Source organism: Xanthocytophaga flava (genome assembly GCF_030068545.1).
Lineage (GTDB): Bacteria > Bacteroidota > Bacteroidia > Cytophagales > 172606-1 > Xanthocytophaga > Xanthocytophaga flava.
Genome location: NZ_JASJOR010000028.1, coordinates 1 through 18,351 on the forward strand (window position 1 = coordinate 1; position 18,351 = coordinate 18,351).

General features: G+C 37.5%; 14 protein-coding genes and 1 rRNA gene. 6 read left to right on the top strand and 9 right to left on the bottom strand.

What is annotated here, in order from left to right; translation table 11 throughout:
• The 4 genes from QNI15_RS29735 to QNI15_RS29750 form a co-directional block, all read right to left on the bottom strand.
• Positions 1-105: ribosomal RNA gene (locus tag QNI15_RS29735) — 16S ribosomal RNA — on the bottom strand; the annotation flags it as partial.
• A 759-nt stretch (positions 106-864) separates the two neighbouring features.
• Entirely contained in the window at positions 865-1,974 is a 1,110-nt protein-coding gene (locus QNI15_RS29740; RefSeq protein WP_314035305.1) for a glycoside hydrolase family 43 protein, read from the bottom strand.
• 258 nt (positions 1,975-2,232) lie between these two features.
• Positions 2,233-3,675, bottom strand: coding sequence for an energy transducer TonB (locus QNI15_RS29745; protein ID WP_314035307.1), 1,443 nt, complete (start codon positions 3,673-3,675; stop codon positions 2,233-2,235).
• 69 nt (positions 3,676-3,744) lie between these two features.
• Positions 3,745-4,326 (bottom strand): RNA polymerase sigma factor, encoded by a 582-nt coding sequence (locus QNI15_RS29750; protein WP_314035309.1) that lies wholly within the window; start codon positions 4,324-4,326, stop codon positions 3,745-3,747.
• A 773-nt stretch (positions 4,327-5,099) separates the two neighbouring features.
• On the opposite strand from QNI15_RS29750, the gene QNI15_RS29755 reads away from it, so the two are divergent.
• Together QNI15_RS29755 and QNI15_RS29760 are read left to right on the top strand one after the other, a co-directional pair.
• A complete protein-coding gene (locus QNI15_RS29755; RefSeq protein WP_314035311.1) occupies positions 5,100-7,016 on the top strand; it encodes a YfbK domain-containing protein in 1,917 nt (638 codons plus the stop codon).
• Between the two features lie 570 nt (positions 7,017-7,586).
• A complete protein-coding gene (locus QNI15_RS29760) occupies positions 7,587-8,807 on the top strand; it encodes a GAF domain-containing sensor histidine kinase (protein WP_314035313.1) in 1,221 nt (406 codons plus the stop codon).
• 856 nt (positions 8,808-9,663) lie between these two features.
• Here QNI15_RS29760 and QNI15_RS29765 read toward each other — a convergent pair.
• The 3 genes from QNI15_RS29765 to QNI15_RS29775 all read right to left on the bottom strand — a co-directional run bounded on the left by QNI15_RS29765 (position 9,664) and on the right by QNI15_RS29775 (position 12,613).
• Complete coding sequence (locus tag QNI15_RS29765) at positions 9,664-9,900, bottom strand: hypothetical protein (protein WP_313998779.1); 237 nt, start codon at positions 9,898-9,900, stop codon at positions 9,664-9,666.
• Between the two features lie 1,172 nt (positions 9,901-11,072).
• Positions 11,073-11,960 (bottom strand): SDR family oxidoreductase, encoded by an 888-nt coding sequence (locus QNI15_RS29770; protein ID WP_313998780.1) that lies wholly within the window; start codon positions 11,958-11,960, stop codon positions 11,073-11,075.
• A gap of 74 nt (positions 11,961-12,034) precedes the next feature.
• On the bottom strand, positions 12,035-12,613 hold the full coding sequence (locus QNI15_RS29775; protein WP_314035315.1) for a Crp/Fnr family transcriptional regulator: 579 nt from the start codon (positions 12,611-12,613) through the stop codon (positions 12,035-12,037).
• A gap of 631 nt (positions 12,614-13,244) precedes the next feature.
• Here QNI15_RS29775 and QNI15_RS29780 point away from each other — a divergent pair.
• Complete coding sequence (locus QNI15_RS29780; protein WP_313998791.1) at positions 13,245-13,832, top strand: Crp/Fnr family transcriptional regulator; 588 nt, start codon at positions 13,245-13,247, stop codon at positions 13,830-13,832.
• A gap of 100 nt (positions 13,833-13,932) precedes the next feature.
• Here the strand turns inward: QNI15_RS29780 and QNI15_RS29785 are convergent, their stop codons facing one another.
• Positions 13,933-14,514, bottom strand: a complete 582-nt coding sequence (locus tag QNI15_RS29785) for a DUF308 domain-containing protein (protein WP_313998794.1) — start codon at positions 14,512-14,514, stop codon at positions 13,933-13,935.
• A gap of 248 nt (positions 14,515-14,762) precedes the next feature.
• On the opposite strand from QNI15_RS29785, the gene QNI15_RS29790 reads away from it, so the two are divergent.
• Complete coding sequence (locus QNI15_RS29790) at positions 14,763-15,314, top strand: redoxin domain-containing protein (protein ID WP_314035317.1); 552 nt, start codon at positions 14,763-14,765, stop codon at positions 15,312-15,314.
• Positions 15,315-15,448: 134 nt separating this feature from the next.
• Here the strand turns inward: QNI15_RS29790 and QNI15_RS29795 are convergent, their stop codons facing one another.
• A complete protein-coding gene (locus QNI15_RS29795) occupies positions 15,449-16,120 on the bottom strand; it encodes a type 1 glutamine amidotransferase domain-containing protein (protein ID WP_314035319.1) in 672 nt (223 codons plus the stop codon).
• A gap of 222 nt (positions 16,121-16,342) precedes the next feature.
• Between QNI15_RS29795 and QNI15_RS29800 the strand changes: the two genes are divergently transcribed.
• On the top strand, positions 16,343-16,921 hold the full coding sequence (locus tag QNI15_RS29800; protein WP_314035321.1) for a Crp/Fnr family transcriptional regulator: 579 nt from the start codon (positions 16,343-16,345) through the stop codon (positions 16,919-16,921).
• A gap of 164 nt (positions 16,922-17,085) precedes the next feature.
• Positions 17,086-18,057 (top strand): quinone oxidoreductase family protein, encoded by a 972-nt coding sequence (locus QNI15_RS29805; RefSeq protein WP_314035323.1) that lies wholly within the window; start codon positions 17,086-17,088, stop codon positions 18,055-18,057.
• The last annotated feature ends 294 nt before the right edge of the window (positions 18,058-18,351 follow it).

Consider the following 18,351-nt stretch of genomic DNA (forward strand, 5'->3'; position numbering starts at 1 on the left):
ACGCGTTACGCACCCGTGCGCCACTGGTATTGCTACCCGTTCGACTTGCATGTATTAGGCCTGCCGCTAGCGTTCATCCTGAGCCAGGATCAAACTCTCCATAGTATATGAAGTTTTGTCCTTTATTGCTATTGCTAGTGATAAAGAACAGTGTCTGTCCCGATAACTCTCTTATTAAAGGAATCAAGTTGACGGTTTGTTTTCAATCCTAAGATTTTAACAAAACCTTACCTTGCTTTATTTGCTTGCTATCTTTTGCTTCAATCACTCAAAGAACTTCTCTTCCACTTTTGGAAGATAGACCTATCTACTAGGTAGTATTATTTTTTTACTCTTTTTTCTTTACTTAAAAAAACCTTTGTAAAATTTGGTTTTCTTATTTTGGATTCTTACTTTTACTTTACCACTCTTATTTTTCTCTCTTTCAGAATCGGGATGCAAAGGTAAGTTTCTTTTTCTTTTCTGTCAAGTATTTTGTGAAAATTTATTTTTTTATTTTTTTTCACTACTTGACTTCCGTATCGCCTCTTCCTTCACTTTACTTGCTTTTACTTTATTTCTTCTGTTTCTTGTTTCTTTCTTCACTGTGTGTGAATCGGGATGCAAAAGTAGAAGTTGTTTTTGACTGCTGCAAGAAAAAACTAAAATTTATTTTCTTCTTTTTTCTTACGCTGCTCATGATCTTCTCTTGATTTGCGAACAGGGTTACAAAAGTATACGACCCAATCCTATTCTCCAAATATATTTTCAACTTTTTAAAGATTAAAGTTATAGTAAATCAATAACTCTCTCTCTCTATCATGAAGTAACATTAAGTCAACAGATATACCTGCTTCAACAATAAAGTTGAAGCAGGTATATTTCCTATTTATAGGCAGAGATTGTTTCAATAGTTCCATCAGGTCGATGTGTCAATTCAGTAACTTTCACACTTCTCAAATGAGTTTTACCACCTGATAAAGAACTATCATGATAAAATAAATACCACTTCCCTTTAAACTCAACAATAGAATGATGATTTGTCCATCCAATAACAGGTTTAAGAATTACACCCTGATAAGTAAAGGGGCCATAAGGACTGTCGCCAGTAGCATATACTATATAATGTGTATCACCAGTAGAATAAGAGAAATAGTACTTCCCATCATATTTATGTAACCAGGACGCTTCAAAAAAACGACGATCATGATCCCCTGCTAGCAAAGGTTTTCCGTCTTTATCCAGAATTTGAATATCTCTTACTTTTTCATCAAAGTGGAGCATGTCTTTACTGAGTCTGGCAACTTTAGGGCTAAGAGCTACTTGATTAGAATCAGGTTCCTTACTATTTACATCATATTTACCAGAACGCCATCTCTGTAATTGTCCACCCCAGATTCCACCAAAATACATATAATGCTTACCATCCGAATCTGCAAATACAGCAGGGTCAATGCTAAAGCTTCCTTCAATGGGTGTAGGTTCAGCTTTGAAAGGTCCTGTTGGAGAATCACTTTTAGCTACTCCTATCCTGAAGATATCTTGCTTGTCTTTTACAGGGAAATATAGATAGTAAGTTTTATTTGCATATGCCGCATCTGGAGCCCACAGCTGACGTCCGGCCCAAGGAATATCCTTAATATTTAATGCAATGCCATTATCCTTTACACTTCCGGGTATGCTATCCATAGATAAAATATGATAGTCTCTCATATCAAAATGATCTCCATTATCATTTTGAGGAATTCCAGCTTCAATATCATGAGAAGGATAAATATATAGCTTTCCATTAAATACATGAGCAGAAGGATCAGCAGTATAAATAGCTGTAACCAATGGATCAGATATAGGATGCAAGCTATCTTCTTTAACAGAGGTTGTTTGTACAGAAGCGGATTCCTCTTTTTCGGAGTTCTTACTTGTACAGGCACTCATTAAACTCAGTACAACTAATACAATGAGAGTAGGTACTTTTAAAGATAGGTGTTTGATCATTTTTCTATAAGTAGTAGGTGAAAGATTAGATTGTCTTACTCTTCCGCTAAGGCGATCTGAGCATGATCCAAATATAGAAAAATATTAAATGTTATCCTGACACTTTTATTATTTTTATAGATAATAGTATTTTATACAGACTTTAATAAGCTATTTTATATACTTGGTTGAGATTCCTTAAATAAAGTCATAAAAAAATCACCCCTGCTGGACTATATAAATAGTCTGGCAGGGGTGATTCTCAGTTTAATAGAAAGACTATTTCTTCTTATTTTTAAGCGGAATACGGATTTTCATTTTTTGAGATACTGGCTTTCCATTTTCCTGAGCAGGAGTCCAGCGGGATGCGTCTTTTACTGCTTGTACTGCTGTCTGATCGGATTCACCACCAATACTTTTCAGTACTTTTACATTGGTAAGACTACCATCCGGTTCAACTGTGAAACCTATTTTTATAGTACCAGATCCATAAGAACCTGCATTAGGAGATGCCTCTAGCTTTTGCTCTATTGTTTTCATAAATTCAGGCATTCCTTTTTCGGGTTGTGCAGGAGTATAGGCAGCTTTACCACTTTTCTCATCTTCACTTCCTATCACTACTACCTCACTCAACGACTTCATATCAGGGGATAAGCTGGCATTGATAGTACCATGTTGATCTACAGGAATACGGTATGTTATATAACCTACAAAACTAAAGGCTAATTCTCCATCGGCCGGAACTGTGATTGCATATTCACCATTCTGATTGGTATACGTTGTAATGTTCGTTCCTTTTACAGTAACAACTGTTCCAGGTATAGCCATGCCATCTTCTGCGTCTACTACTCTTCCTTTTACTATTCGTGGAGTTTGTACTCCTCCTGCTATCACCTTTGCTTTTGATTTAACGACTGCATTTGATTCATCACCAGCAATAATACTCTTGTCTGCAGAAGGTTTAACCGAAGCAAATGAATTTCCCTGGACAGATTCTGTTGGAGGTACGGCCATCTTTTCTTCCAGCAAAACAGGTTGATTAGATGTAGCAACTGGTTGGTCTTCTTTTGCCAGCATTGTAACTGTTGCAGTACTTACAGGATTCTTACCTTTTGATTCTACCACAGTTTCAGATTTTACTACAACAGGTTTATCCTTTTCATTTGTAGTCAGAAACGATTTAGTCACATTTTTATCAGCCTCTACTTTATTGGATTCACCTTGAGTACTAGCAGGCTTCTTATAAGAAGATGCTTGCTGCATTGCAATTTCGCTTTGTTCAGGTGCATTAGCTGAAGAGGTTTCATTTGGAGAAACAACGGGAGGTCCATTCTGGGTTTTAGCCAGAGAAGGAACCGTTTTTTCTGAATATTTAACATTGAATATTACAACTACAGCACAGCATAATAATAAAGCCACTGAAGCAGCAATAGCATAAGGTTGCATACCAAACGGAATGCTAATACCACCTCGTTTTTGCTTCTGTTGTGAAATCCGTTGATGTAATCGTGATTTCAAATCATTCATATTACCCTTCATCTGCTGTGCACTTTGTTGAGTGCCCAAACCATCAACAGCATCCGCAGTGAATGCATCGTTGGCTAATTTGGATTCTACAGGATAGGAAATATCGTTATTTTCTTTACTGAAAAGATATTTCTCAATGATATCCTGAGACAAAGGTGACTGTAGGGAAGGAGTATTTTTTTTATGTCGGGTCATTTCGCTTAGCTATATACCTGATAAGTCTGATCTACTTTATGATTAAAGAATTAAGAGTTGAATAGAATCTTATCCGGTTTTGTCCAGATAAAGCTTAAGATTTCTCTTTCCATTCTGCAAATAGCTCTTAACCTGTTTAAAATCGAATCCAGTCATATCACATATCTCTTTGTATGACTTCTGTTCGATATAAAAAAGCTCAAGACAACGTTTTTGCTCTTCGGGCAATTCGTTCATCCCATCTTCTATCTGTGTCAACCGATACTCTATGTCTTCCTCTTCTGGATGCGATGCAACCTCAAATTCCATATTCTCATCAGCAGATAAATAAATCGTTCCCTGAGATGTATAAGTTTTATGTACTCTTAGCTGCATCAGACAGTGATTGCGTGCCAGTGTATGCAGCCAACTACTAAAGTTTTTCACTTCGTGAATTCTTAATTCAGTAACCAGCTTTTCAAAAATCTGCATGGTGGCATCTTTGCTGTCGTCTTCCTTTTTCAGATACTTCAGGCAAACCCCAAACACCAAATGCATATATCTTTCATAAAGCTCACCCAGTACTTTCAGATCACCAGACTCACGGTAACGCCGTAGGAGTTCTGCATCATCTGCTGGGGCTTTTTTAGGTGAACGGCGGAAAAAGAGCATGCAGCGACTAATTTAATAGTTAATGAATAAGATAATTTTCTCTCGACTATACTTTCTGCTCCACTTTGTATCAAGGTTCAAATTTGATCTTCATCTAAAATTACAAACATCTCCTTAAATAATAATACTATCTATTTATTCGATACAGAAGATAAAAGTAATATTTTTTTTCACAAAACTAATAACTATACTATATTTTCTTCAATTATTTAAATTCAATCGAGAGAGAAAGAACCTCTCCTCTTCCCATCTGCACACATAAAATACTGTATGACAACATCATACTATTTAAACACTATGCTAATCTCAAAACTCTTCCTACCAAAAATCCAATAGCCTATTTTTGGCATTCCTCAAGTTTGAAAACACACAGTTACAGTAGAAAAAATCGTTCCACCTATAAGTAGAAACAGAAGAGTATCTACAGCTTGATCTGAATTATACATAGGGTTAATCTTGTTGTGAATTCATCGCAAGTGACATATTGAAGAGTTAACCATAGTTGATCGAATCAAAACAATTTGTGTCTATAACAAATCACTGATGAGTTGGATAAACTATACTTTTTGTGTTTGATCGGAATTTACCGCAAAAAGATCTCTTGCGCATAGTTTAGATCAACAAGCTCTTCTGCATACATCTATGCGTATTAAAACTATTTCAAAGCTGTTTACAAAGTGATCTCAGAAGGCTAGCAAATATTCTCTGCAGAATAGGTGTGGAAATAACAATAGGCCTGCATCTATTGTAAAAACATCTAAAACCTATCACTCATGAGTAAACTACTTATAGTTCCTACCTTATTTTGCCTTTCCTGGCTAGGGTTTGCTCTTATTCATACGCATAAAACCATTACAGGTACAGTAACAGACTCTGTCACCCATCAAAAACTGGCAGGAGTAAAAATTACGGTACAAGGTACTGCCACTGAGACTAAAACCGATGGACAGGGAAATTATTCTATTCAGGTAGCAGGAAATCAGTCTGTTCTTGTTTTTACGTATAGTGGATATGCGCCCAAAAATATACCAATTAATAATCTTTCACGGATCGATGTAAGACTTGTCAAAGGTCGGCGAAAACCGGTAGTAGCCTCAAACGAAAAAGCCTATCAACCAAAAGATGTGGCTAAACGGAAAAATATAGTAGATAAAGAGATTTCTATTACAACTCAAGAAGAAATAGAAGCAGCAGAGATGTATTTTACGGAGTCCAATATGGCTCCTCCTGGTGTTGCATCACCAGTCATGACTCAAGACTATAATATAGAGTCGTATAGTACCATTCATGAGAATATATTTCATGAAGCTCTTCGCAATCCGCTTTCAACCTTTTCTATAGATGTAGATGCGGCCAGTTATAGTAATATAAGACGTTTTGTGGATCTGGGACAAGCCCCTCCCAAAGATGCAGTTCGGATAGAGGAAATGATTAATTATTTTGAATATGATTATCCTCAGCCTACTGGCAATGTGCCATTTTCGATAACAACTGAAGTATCAGAATGCCCATGGAACCCAAAAAACCGACTTGTACATATTGGGTTGCAAGGCAAAAATATTCCTACCCAAAATCTGCCTCCTTCCAATCTGGTGTTCCTGATTGATGTTTCCGGCTCTATGCAGGATGCTAACAAGTTGTCATTGCTTAAATCAGCCTTTGGATTACTTATTGAACAATTACGTCCTCAAGACCATGTGGCAATAGTAGTATATGCAGGAGCAGCTGGTCTGGTGTTACCTTCTACTTCAGGTAATCAGAAAGAAAAAATCAGAAATGCGCTTAATCAACTGGAAGCTGGCGGATCTACTGCGGGTGGACAAGGAATTGAATTGGCCTATAAAGTGGCACAGGAGTACTTTCAGAAAGAGGGCAATAACCGGATTATACTCGCTACAGATGGGGATTTCAATGTTGGGGCATCCAGTGATGCAGAAATGGAAAGGCTGATAGAGCAAAAACGTAGTACAGGCATATTTCTAACTGTATTGGGCTTTGGAATGGGTAACTACAAAGATTCTAAAATGGAAATTCTAGCAGACAAAGGAGATGGCAATTATGCCTATATTGATAACCTGCTGGAAGGCAAGAAAATATTTGTCAATGAATTTGGAGGTACATTGTTTACTATTGCCAAAGATGTGAAGATTCAGATTGAGTTTAACCCGGCACAGGTAAAAGCCTATCGACTGGTTGGTTATGAAAACAGAACATTAAAAAACGAAGACTTTAACAATGATAAGAAAGACGCAGGAGAGTTAGGTTCGGGACATAATGTAACCGCGCTGTATGAAATTGTTCCTACAGGAGAGTCTTCAGACAATTCATCTGGTACTATAGATCCACTTAAATACCAAAAGAATGTGGTTGATCCCAAAGCTTATAAAGCCAGGGAAATGATGACAGTAAAATTACGGTATAAGAAACCGAATGAAACTACCAGCAGTCTTATTGAAACAACATTGGTTGACCATAAAACACCTCTGAGCAAAACTTCTGACAATTTCCGGTTCTCAGCAGCAGTAGCAGAATATGCCATGTTGTTACGTGAGTCAGAATACAAAGGTAACGCTACTTATAATCAGGTGATCACATTAGCTACTCAGGCAAAAGGCAAGGATGAGGAAGGATATCGAATTGAGTTTATCAATATGGTAAAGGCTAGTGAATTTTTACAAGCTAAAAGATAAGTTGATATAGAATCGAATCAGGTAGCTGATAGTACCTTTTCATTGTAGAGAGTCTGCCCTAAAACAAAGCTTCCCCAGCAAAATTACCGGGGAAGCTTTGTAGCAAAAACATTCTGGCATTCCAATAGAATGAGATGTTTATCGTGTCTTTGTGCATAAACTCTTAATTCCGGCAATATAGGAAAGATTCAAACTATTTAGCCACCGTATTTTCACCCTTTTTTTATTGAGTATTTTTCCTTTCTTTGCGGAATTAATTAGTGCAATCTCCTACCTTTTATAAATCGTATACTCAAAACAGCGTGTGTGTCATTTGTGATATAATGCTGGTTTAAACCTATACCCTGGTTTCAGAACAAGATACAGGCATTTGTTCACGACCAAACTAGTAACGCTCTTCTTTCAGAATCAGGATTCTATGTAATTTAACTTCCTGGTACCCCAAAGATGAAATTGAATTCCGTAAAAGAAAGTCGTTTGATAAATACAAAACATAGTATATTTTTCAGTACATTTCACACCCTAACAATCAGAACTACCAAGTGGTAATAGTTCGTGAGCAGTCATACTATGAAAGCGCCAGAAATTCCCTCAAATGAAGAATCTCGTCTACAGGCCTTACAAGGATATCACATTCTGGATACTCAACCTGAAAAAGATTTTGATGATATTGTACAACTGGCGTCACAGATCTGTCAGACTCCCATTTCGCTTATTTCACTTGTTGAACAACAACGACAATGGTTTAAATCACGTGTAGGACTAGATTATAAGGAATTGCCTAGAGAGACCTCATTCTGTGGGCATGCAATACTTCAGGCTGGAATATTTGTTGTAAAAGATACTCATACTGATGAGCGCTTTATAGATAATCCGCTGGTAGAAGGGGATCCAGGTATCCGGTTTTATGCAGGCATCCCTCTTATTAATCCGGATGGTTTTCGCCTCGGAACGCTCTGTGTCATTGATAGAGTACCCAGAGAGCTTACTTCCGAACAACAATTTGCTCTTCAGGTATTAGGACAGCAGGTAGTACACCAGCTCGAACTTCGCCGACGCAATTTTAGTTTGATGTCAGCCATCGAACAATCTCAGGCACAAACCAATCGGATTAATCATTTGAATGAGATGAACAGCAAAATCATTTCTGTGATTTCACATGATTTGCGTAGTCCACTCAATACCATTCGGGGCATGATTAACTTTTTGGAAATTGAAGAAGGTTTACCAATCCAGATTCAGCATTTGATCCAAAAACTGAATGAAATGCTGGATTCTACAGATGAGATACTAACAACCCTTGTTCAGTGGGGAGCCTCTCAGCTTTCTGGCAATGACATGATCCATTCAACAGTAAATCTGCAAGAACTGATTGAAAAAGTAAAACAGGAACAGGAATATAAGGCACAACAGAAAAATAACACAATTATCAATCTGGTTACTATTGAGCACATTCGTGCAGATAAAGATATGCTCTGGTTTATTTTGCGCAATCTTGTAGGGAATGCCAACAAATTTACAGATAGTGGTACAATCAAGATTTCCGCTGAGAAGATAGACAAACAGATTAAAGTAAGCGTCAGTGATACGGGACATGGAATAAGTCAGGACATACTAAGCACCTTATTCTCCCAACGCCAAACCAGTAGAGGCACACAAGGTGAAAAAGGAATAGGCTTCGGATTAATTATGTGTCGTGAGTTTATCGAAAAACTGGGAGGAAGTATTGAAGTTCTAAGCGAAGAAGGAAAAGGAAGTCTATTTTCGTTTACGATTCCAAACCAAATATAATTCTCTGCTGTCAAAATCAGATTATAACTCATCCTTTCTTATCCTTCTGGTCTTATCCTTCTGGAGAAAAATCTGAGAAAGCAATATCCTACTATATAAAACACCTCAACAACGATCATAGAAAAGCAAATGTAATATTGCTGTAAGAAGAAAAAAGAAAAGGAACCTAAGGAAGTTGAGTTGACAAGATCAGAATATTTCTTACATTACATAATGCTATTGATTGCCTCTCCATTTTAGTTACAGATCATTTAAACTTTTGTAAAGAGCTATTCGTCGATGATTTGACTATGTTAGTCTTAAAGTAGCTAAATCATTACTTACCTATTCCATTCCAACAGAATCTATCTGTACCAATCCGGTATTATTTATTACATCCCTTACAAAAACCTCTGTTGATTATGGAAATTATAGAAATGTTTTCTCTACCTGTTATTGCCGCTATATTTTTCGCTATGGGTTTATTGAGCAGTTATACAGGTCGTAATAGTAAGCACAAGCCTAGCTAACCGGAGGTGCTTATTGTATATACACTAACTATTTTCTGTTCACTTATTCAGATAAGATACCTGTTTATATAAAACACAAAAGCCCTTCCAAAAGAAGGGCTTTGTTGTTAGTAATATCTGAGTATAACACCAAAGTATTAACTCTACAGCGATGCAATTTGCATATATGCAATTCTATTTACAAGTAAGTGTAAGGAAATTATTGTTTTTGTAAAAACCTCATACTAAGACCTCTACCCACATCAATAATTGTAGGCATCCTACATTAGTATAGCAAACAAAATCAAGAGTATGTTTGAATCAAGGGAGACAAAACCAAGGTCGTTATGACAAATAAAATGGTAGACCTATGTAAAGTGTGACCACACAAATGTATCTATAGGGCCATCTTCATTTGCAATGAACCAACCCATATAACGCATCGTTTCTTTGTCTTCGGGAGTTATATCTGTTATGGATTTACCGCCAGGTGCACCAGCCCAGATCTGGTCATGTTCTGTTTCAAAAATATGCGTATCCAGTTGTTCTGAGTCATATTTCGCAATTATGGATAACCCTGTAAGTATTTGATTAAGTGTAGCCATTTTCAGACTTAAATTAATTTTTCTCCGGTGATAAGATATTCTGTTTTATACTTTTAGTTATTACCTATTCTATCCCTTTCTGCCTCTGAAAGAAAAGAAAAGAAAAAAGCAGCATTGTATTTGCATAGGCTAGTGCTCAAACTATTCACTATCTGAATTTTACGTATAACTCAATTCTATCAAAAACAACATCTGTAATAGAGATACAGAAATGCAGTGTTTTTTATATAAAACTTGTTTAAGTTTGTATAAACAAAAAAGGTGTTATCCTTTTTTAATTGAAATTCAGGTGTATGAAAAATCCCGCCAGCTTTGCATGTGGGATTTTTTTTGAATATATACACTACTCTACATCCAACATACAAATTTTCGCGTACAATGTAAAGCAGGTCTGTCAATAAAAAAAATACAAGTTTTTAGACACTTCACAAGACTGCACTTTTTTGAATTATTTTTATACTTTGCTAATACGATTTACAATCAACTTTTTAATTGTACAAATAAAGCGACTGTCTATGAACACATTAAACAAGACATAATAGCTAACCAATAAATTTCTCTAATTTTCTCTTTATAATAAAGGACATTCCTCGGATCTTGCAAGAGCACTATGGTAATGATGCCTTATATTAATTTAAAGGTATTATAAAAACGTTTCATTTAAATTGAAGAAGCTTTGATATGAGGATAAAAACTATTCTATCCTAAACAGGATCAGCCCAAATTTTGTAAAAAATGTATACTTCTTTTGAGAAGGCTTTCCAGTCCGCGCATAGTTCACAGCAAAAGATTTCTTATTGGAGCAGGACAACCTCAGCGATCAGCAAACAAATTTCGTTTTATTCACGACAGTTTCTCTTCTGCGCATAACTCACGACAGATTTTATTTTGACCGGAACTCCAGTCACTTTTACCTTTGCACATAGTTCACCACAAAAATAAAATCTGATCGGAATTCACCGCAAACTATTATTTACATAGAAATAGCGTAAAATAACAGTTGTATTGAATTACCCGCAACAATAGGAATTTTACGAAAAACACATGTTGCTCGGAGAGGCAAGTCTTTAGCCTTAATTCAGGATGAATCATATTTAGCCCAAACTAGCCCTAAACAAAAACCGTCCGAAAATATTTTCGGACGGTTTTTGTTTTAAACATTTTTATTTTTTTTAAACATAGGCAGTCTCTATATCTTCCAACAGTCCAATTTGTGTAGTTTTCCAGTCCAGAGCTGCATGCGTCTTTTGGCTTGATGAAGCGCAATTTATAGAGGCAAAGTGTAAAAACCAGCTAAAATGTTTTTCAGCATCTGCTCCTTCCAGACCTTCTGTCGGTAGTTGTATACCCTTGCCAATTCTCTCGGCAATGTCTTTAAAGGTAATACCTTCTTCTGCCACAGCATGGAATACTTTCTGTTTAGGCTGCTTTTCTACAATCAGGCGGTATACCTTTGCAGCATCCAGCCGATGCACAGCAGGCCATCGATTTTGTCCATCACCTATAAAGGCAGATCGACCATTTGTTTTCGCCATGCCGATCAGGATAGAGATAAAGCCGTGATCGCCATGACCATGCACTGTAGGAGGCAAACGTACAATATATACATTTACACCTTTGGCAGCAGCAACAGCAGAAGCCTCTTCAGTGGCAACCCTTGGTAACACTTCCGAACTCACTGCAGGTTTATCATCTTCAGTTAGAAGACGATCGTATCGAAGCAGTCCTATTCCTGAGGTTACCACCAGTGGTTTTTCAGTGCCTGCTAAAGCATCACCCAATGCTTCGATGACAAGGCGGTCAGCCTCACAGTTAGCTTTAAATTTCGAAAAATCGTGGTTAAACGCTGTGTGAATAACTGCATCACAGCGAATGGCGCATTTTTTAATCGTTTCCAGATCATTTACATCTCCCAATTGCACTTCGGCACCCATCTCCTGTAGCTTTTGGAAAGCAATTTCAGAACGTACCAGTCCCAGTACAGTATGCCCTGCGGACAATAATTCATTTACAACAGCGGAGCCTACAAAACCTGAAGCTCCTGTAACAAATACATGCATAATAGTATAGTTTAAGGTGCTACAAAGTAAAATAAACCCTATCCGAAAAACGTGGTCATTTGACCATACTTTGCTTATCGATACAATTGTGCGTGACGTATTCTCGTGAGTGTTTTGAGAGAAATGCCCAGATAGGCGGCTATCATATGCAAAGGCAATCGGGTAACCAGGTGAGGATTGTTGCGGATAAAATCATCGTACTTCTCTTCGGGAGTAGCACTTATCGCAGTTAGTAAACGTTGCCTATTTTCGTATATTTTCCTGGAAATCAATTGTTCCGAATACTTTTTTAATAGTGGAAGGCTAGCCAGCAATGCATTGAAATCATTCTTCTTCCAAAGAACCGCCTCGGTAGGCTCTACAGCTGCTATATTTACAATAGAAGGTATTTCCAGATCATAGCTTTCAATATCCAGTGTCCATTCCTTCTCAGATGAAAATTGCACTATATGTTCATTGCCATTGGCACTGATACTATATGTACGCAATATACCACTGACAATAAACACCTTATGACGGCAAACGTCGCCAGCCTGAAGTAATAACTCATTGCGACGCAGTTTTCTGGGTATCGCACTGCTTAGGATAGGCTGTATCTCTTGGTCAGGCAACTCCAAAGACTCGCTAAGATATTTTTTAAATTCGGATAACATCACAGACAACAATGAAGTAAATTCAGAGAAGAATCGTAATTTTATAAAGAAGCGGTTATAAAGGCTAAACACTAAATAACTTAAATAAATCCTCTTTTGAAAATTTTACTCTACCTGTTGCCCTTCTGCTTTTTAGTTTGAAATTAAAGGAATAAGATAACATATCTTCATTTCTCTTTTTTGTCCTTCAGAAAGGAACCTGTGACAAGACGGAGCGCTCCTAGATCTGGATTTTTTCTCTCAGAATCCAGAGGAAACTCTATTTGCCAAGAGATTCTTTCAGAAGGACAATAGAGGGTATTATTTTAGGATAGGAATACACATACAACAAAAAATAATTACAATTGTATTTGACAAAGAAATACTAATAGAGGATATAACTTTCTGTAATTTAGTGCTGTTAAGAATAAGATAGTTTTGAAAGTAACCTGTACCACTGTCTGGAAACGCTCCCCGGTCTTCAACCACCCAACCTGGAGATGTTTCTTCAAAATATTTTTGTAAAATCATATCCATTTTAACTTAAGTTAAAATTATTGTCCGTGGCAGTTACCGAAATTTACAGTGTTTTGTCTGCTATTCTTCTATAGCAGACAAAGATATGTACTAACTCACTTGATATATAGAACCAATGACTGATAAAAACGAAATCATAGCACAGCATCTGAAAAACTTTGCTGCACTCACTGATAAAGATATCAGTGAAAGTCTGCCGTTCTGGAAAGCTCGAAAAATCAACAAGGGTGATTTCTTTAACATGCAGAGTATGGTTTGTAATGACCTTGGTTTGGTCGTAAAGGGAATCTTCCGGATTTACTATCACGACCCAAAGACAGAAGAAGACAAAAACCTGTTCTTTTTTTCGGAAAATCAGTTCGTCGTTTCTTTTAGAAGCTTTATATCACAAAATCCCTGCTGGTATTTTATAGAAGCAATGGAAGACTCTGAGATTGTTTTTATTTCCTATAAGGATCTCAACAGCCTTTATGAAACCAATCCCAGTTGGGGAAAATTTGGCAGGCTATTGGCCGAATTGTTCTTTTCCTATGCACAGACACGTACAGAAGAATTCATGTTTTTTTCGCATGAAGAACGATATCTTAGATTACTAGAAGAACATCCAAATATTGTTGAACGTATTCCAGCCTATCATATTTCTTCTTTTTTAGGTATTACAAACCCCTCGCTGAGCAGGATCAGGAAGCGTATTAAACGTTGAAACACACTAGTTTAAATAGAGCTAATGAAGCTACTGGTTTCAGCCCAAACAGAAGACCAGCAGCTTCATTCACTTGGAATCAGCTTAAAAACTCGTCTATTTAACTCATTTGATTAATTGACCTTGACAAACGGATAGCTGAAAGGAGATAGTAAAATGCACCAAATGCTGAGTAACCGGCAAGATTAGCGATACCCGTCTTTGGATCATGTGCCAGAAGGATAAAAGACACCCCTGCAAGCATCGATTGTCCGCCACTGATAATCATGGGCCATTGTCCACCCACTACTTTTCTGCGTCGTAAACCTAAAACCAGTTGGATTAATCCTGTAACAATTGCCCAAACACCAAAAACCTGTAGGGTTTCAGGGATACCTTTTTGTAAGGCCAGACCTACCGCCACTGTAGTTACCGCACTAATGCCGGCATTAATATATAACATCGTTTTTGATGAGCTGCTTTGATTAGCACGAATATCCATGAAAGTCCCAATCAAGTCCCAGGCCGGATAAATGATCAGTAGAATACTGGCTATTTCTACAGATGTTTTGGCGAAAAGGCTAACAAGTATCACCCAGGTTACTGAAAATATCGTACGGATGAAATAGAGTTTGCGTAATGCTCTTGCTGTTTCAATGGGTTGTGCTTCCTTTGTTACACTTGAATATGTGGTAGATGTCATAACTTTAAATTTTAAGTATTTTGATAGGCTAAAGTTCGACAGTATTATTCAGTCCGTTTTTCACTTAAGTTAAAATGGACAATAGGAAAGACAATTTTTCGTAAGTAGCTGTTTTATACACTTCAGTTGTATTATCTGAAATGTTACATGAGTACCGGAATTACCTTCTTTATATTTACAGAGCAAGGCACTAAAGGTACTTTTGTAAGTAAGTTACATTTTTATTGACTCACTCCTTTTGCAAAGATATGAAACTATCACTCGGGCAAACTGCTCCAGAATTTTCTATCACAGACATATACGGAAAACAAATTAGTTTAAAAGACTTTCAGGGGCGTAAGCTATTGTTAGCGTTTCAGCGAAACACTGCTTGTCCATTTTGTAGCTACCAGCTTTTCCGACTCAATAAAATCTATCCTCAGTTACAGGAAAAAGGGTTGGAAGTAGTGGTATTCTTTGAATCACAGGCGGAGGTAATTCTCAAAAGCAGCTTCCTGACAGATCAGAAGCTAACTATCATTTCCGATCCGAAACGAAAAATCTATACACAATACGGCGCAGAGATAACTGCTGATAAGATAGAGAAAGTATTTGCCATTCCCAGCCGCATGGAAGATCTCCAGGCGTCACAAGCTTTGAAGTTAGCTAGTACAGAAAAAGAAGATGGAGTTAATCAGGCTGCCTTACCAGCTGCTTTTTTACTGGATGAAAAAGCAATCATTCGTCACATTCACTACGGACAGGATCTGGGAGACAATATTCCATTGGATGCGGTTTCGGCCTTTGCCAACCAAAAGTAGTTTGTAGCCAGTACAAAAAATTCCAAAGACGCTTCTCAGTAGTCCAACTACTAAGAAGCGTCTTTGTCTTTACAGAATATCTACAATCCGGATGCAACTCTTATTAGATGATTCGGTTTATGATATTAGTTTTATCAGGACTCTAAAATGGCAACTATTTTCTCCCCTACCCCTTTGGCTGAAGCAGGGTTCTGACCTGTTACAATATGACCATCCGCAATACTGTTGGCAGACCAGGGAGAAGCCGCATGAAAGATAGCACCTTGGTTGGTAAGAGCCGTTTGCAGATCGAATGGCACATCAGGTCTGGCATAGTTATCTTCTTCTTCAGTTGTGAATGATGCGATGTTTTTGCCATTTACTAAATAAGAGCCATCACTTAGTTTTATATTCAGCAACGATACCGGACCATGACAAACAGCTCCCACAACGGCATTCCGTTCATAGGTTTCTGCAATTACTTTTTTCAGTAGCGCATTTTCCGGCATATCTACCATTGGTGCAAGACCACCTGGTACAAATACAGCATCGTATTTACTCACATCTACATCTGAAAGTTTAACAGCTTTTTGCATGGAAGCCCAGCCTTTGCCTGTTAAAAAGGTCAGATTATCAGGATCATCTGCCAGATTCAGTGCATCCAGATAAGGAGTATCTCCTGTTAAACTGGCAAAATCTATCTGATATCCTGCTTTGTCAAATTCAGCATAAGGATGTGCTACTTCAGGTAAAAAAGTACCAGTTCTTCTGTTATGAGGGCCAATAGCATTGGCGTTAGAAACGATAATAAGAATTCTCTTTTTCATGATTTTAACTTTTAATGGTTTGGAAATGAATTAATTGAGCGACTTTCAATAAGACAAAGGTAGGAGTGCAAAAGCACCTGGAGGAGGATTCAAATCACTAAGAATGAGTGATTTGAATCACACTTTTCAGTGTATGACGTGATAAACACTTCATATACTAGAGGAAAAACCTAAATTTGGCATCACTCACCTATGTAAGCAACTTTAATAACTCAGAAACACATGTTTGAGCAGTTTCGAAAAAAGTTTTCACTTGAAGAAAAAAAATGGGACGACTTTGTTAGTTGTTTCAAACACATGAAGGTTCCTGCCAAAACTACCCTTCTAAACGAAGGCGAAATATCCAAAAAGATGTTTCTTATCGAAACAGGTTGTATTCGTGTATGGTTTAACAACAAAGGAAAAGATATCACCACACAATTTTTCTTTGAAAACAATATGGTTGGCTCTATTGAGAGTTTCAGAAAAAACATTCCCAGCCTTGTAACCATCGAAACTATCGAACCAAGTACAATCTGGTGGATATATAAAAAAGATATGGACCGATTGATTGAGGAGATAAAAGAAACACCCGTATTGCGGGATCTGTTTATTGATGCAATATTTGACCGGACATATGACTATATACGACAGTTCGTATCATCGATCAAAGACACACCACAACAACGATATCTTAACCTCCTTAACGAAAGGCCTCAGATCATTCAGCGTATTCCTCAACATTATATTGCTTCTTATCTGGGCATTAGCACGGTTCATCTGAGCCGTATCAAAAGCAAACTGGCAAAAGACGGAATTTAATAACAAATGTTATCGTCTGCGGGTAGTGGAACACCTAGCTTTGTATTGTATTTCAGAACAAAGGAGATAAAATTTCTCTCAGAATTTTTAACATGAGATTATTCTCTCCTTTTTCTGTGAATGTTACAATTACATTTAGTATAACAATTCAAAGCTAATCAACAATGAAAGCAGCAGTAATATTTCCCCAAAGTGGTATACCACAATACACAGAAAGTTTTTCAGAACCAATCACAACCAGTGATGAACAAGCTATTATTTCAGTAAAAGCTGCAGCCATTAAGAATCTGGACAAAGCAAAGGCAAGCGGAAGACACTATTCTACAGAAGGCGAAAAAAGCCAGGCAATCATACCCGGAGGTGATGGAGTAGGATTACTGGCAGACGGAACGAGAGTGTATGCATTGGGTGTCACCGGAATGCTGGCAGAAAAAGCAGTAGTAGAAAAAAACAGAATGATAAAGTTGCCAGATAGCATTGATAATGTTACCGCAGCAGCCCTGCCGAATGCGGTTGCAGGATCGGCTATGGCACTACGATTTAGTGCCAGAATGAATGGAGGAGAAATCATTTTAATTAATGGAGCTACAGGAGTTACAGGCAAACTAGCCATTCAGATTGCAAAATTATATGGTGCTGGAAAAATTATTGTAACAGGCAGAAACGAATCAGCCTTACAAGCCCTGCAAGCACTCGGTGCCGATGAATATCTGTTAACTACCCATGATGAAACCTTTGTGAAACAGCTCAAGAAGATTCACCAGCAGACGCCCATAGATATCGTAGTAGACTATTTATGGGGCCGTACAGCAGAGCTTATTTTGGAAACTTTAAAAGGTACAGGTGCATTTACACACAGAACCCGTTTTGTTTCTGTTGGCTCCATGACAGGTGATACCATTCAACTATCTTCACAAATTCTCAGAAGTGTTAATTTGCAATTATCAGGTTCAGGCTTGGGTAGCTGGACAAAAGAAGAAATGCAGCTTCTGCTCACCGAAATCATTCCCGAAATGTTTCAATTGGCAGCTGATAACAAATTAAAAGTAGACACGATGAACATTCCCCTCAAGGAAATTGAACAAGTATGGGATACAGATATATCTAGTGGCACCAGATTAGTAGTGGAAATATAACTGTGAGTAGGCTACAAGACCTGCCTGCTTGTTACTTTCCTACAAACCGCATTTATGAAGTCATTCAGTAGAAATGGCAAGTAACTCAAAGCTGTAAATATAAAAGTTTCTTGTTTTTAAAAAATTGCGTCAGCCTTCTTCCTGAAAGGATCTGCTCCTGTCTTTCTGAAGGAATCTTGTGACAAATAGAGCCATGTTTGGATGCTGAATCTAAATGACGCCAGTCTTGTCACAAGATCCCAAAGGAGGACAAAAAAGGGTGAATCCAAAAAGGCGGGAAGGTCCTTTCAGGAC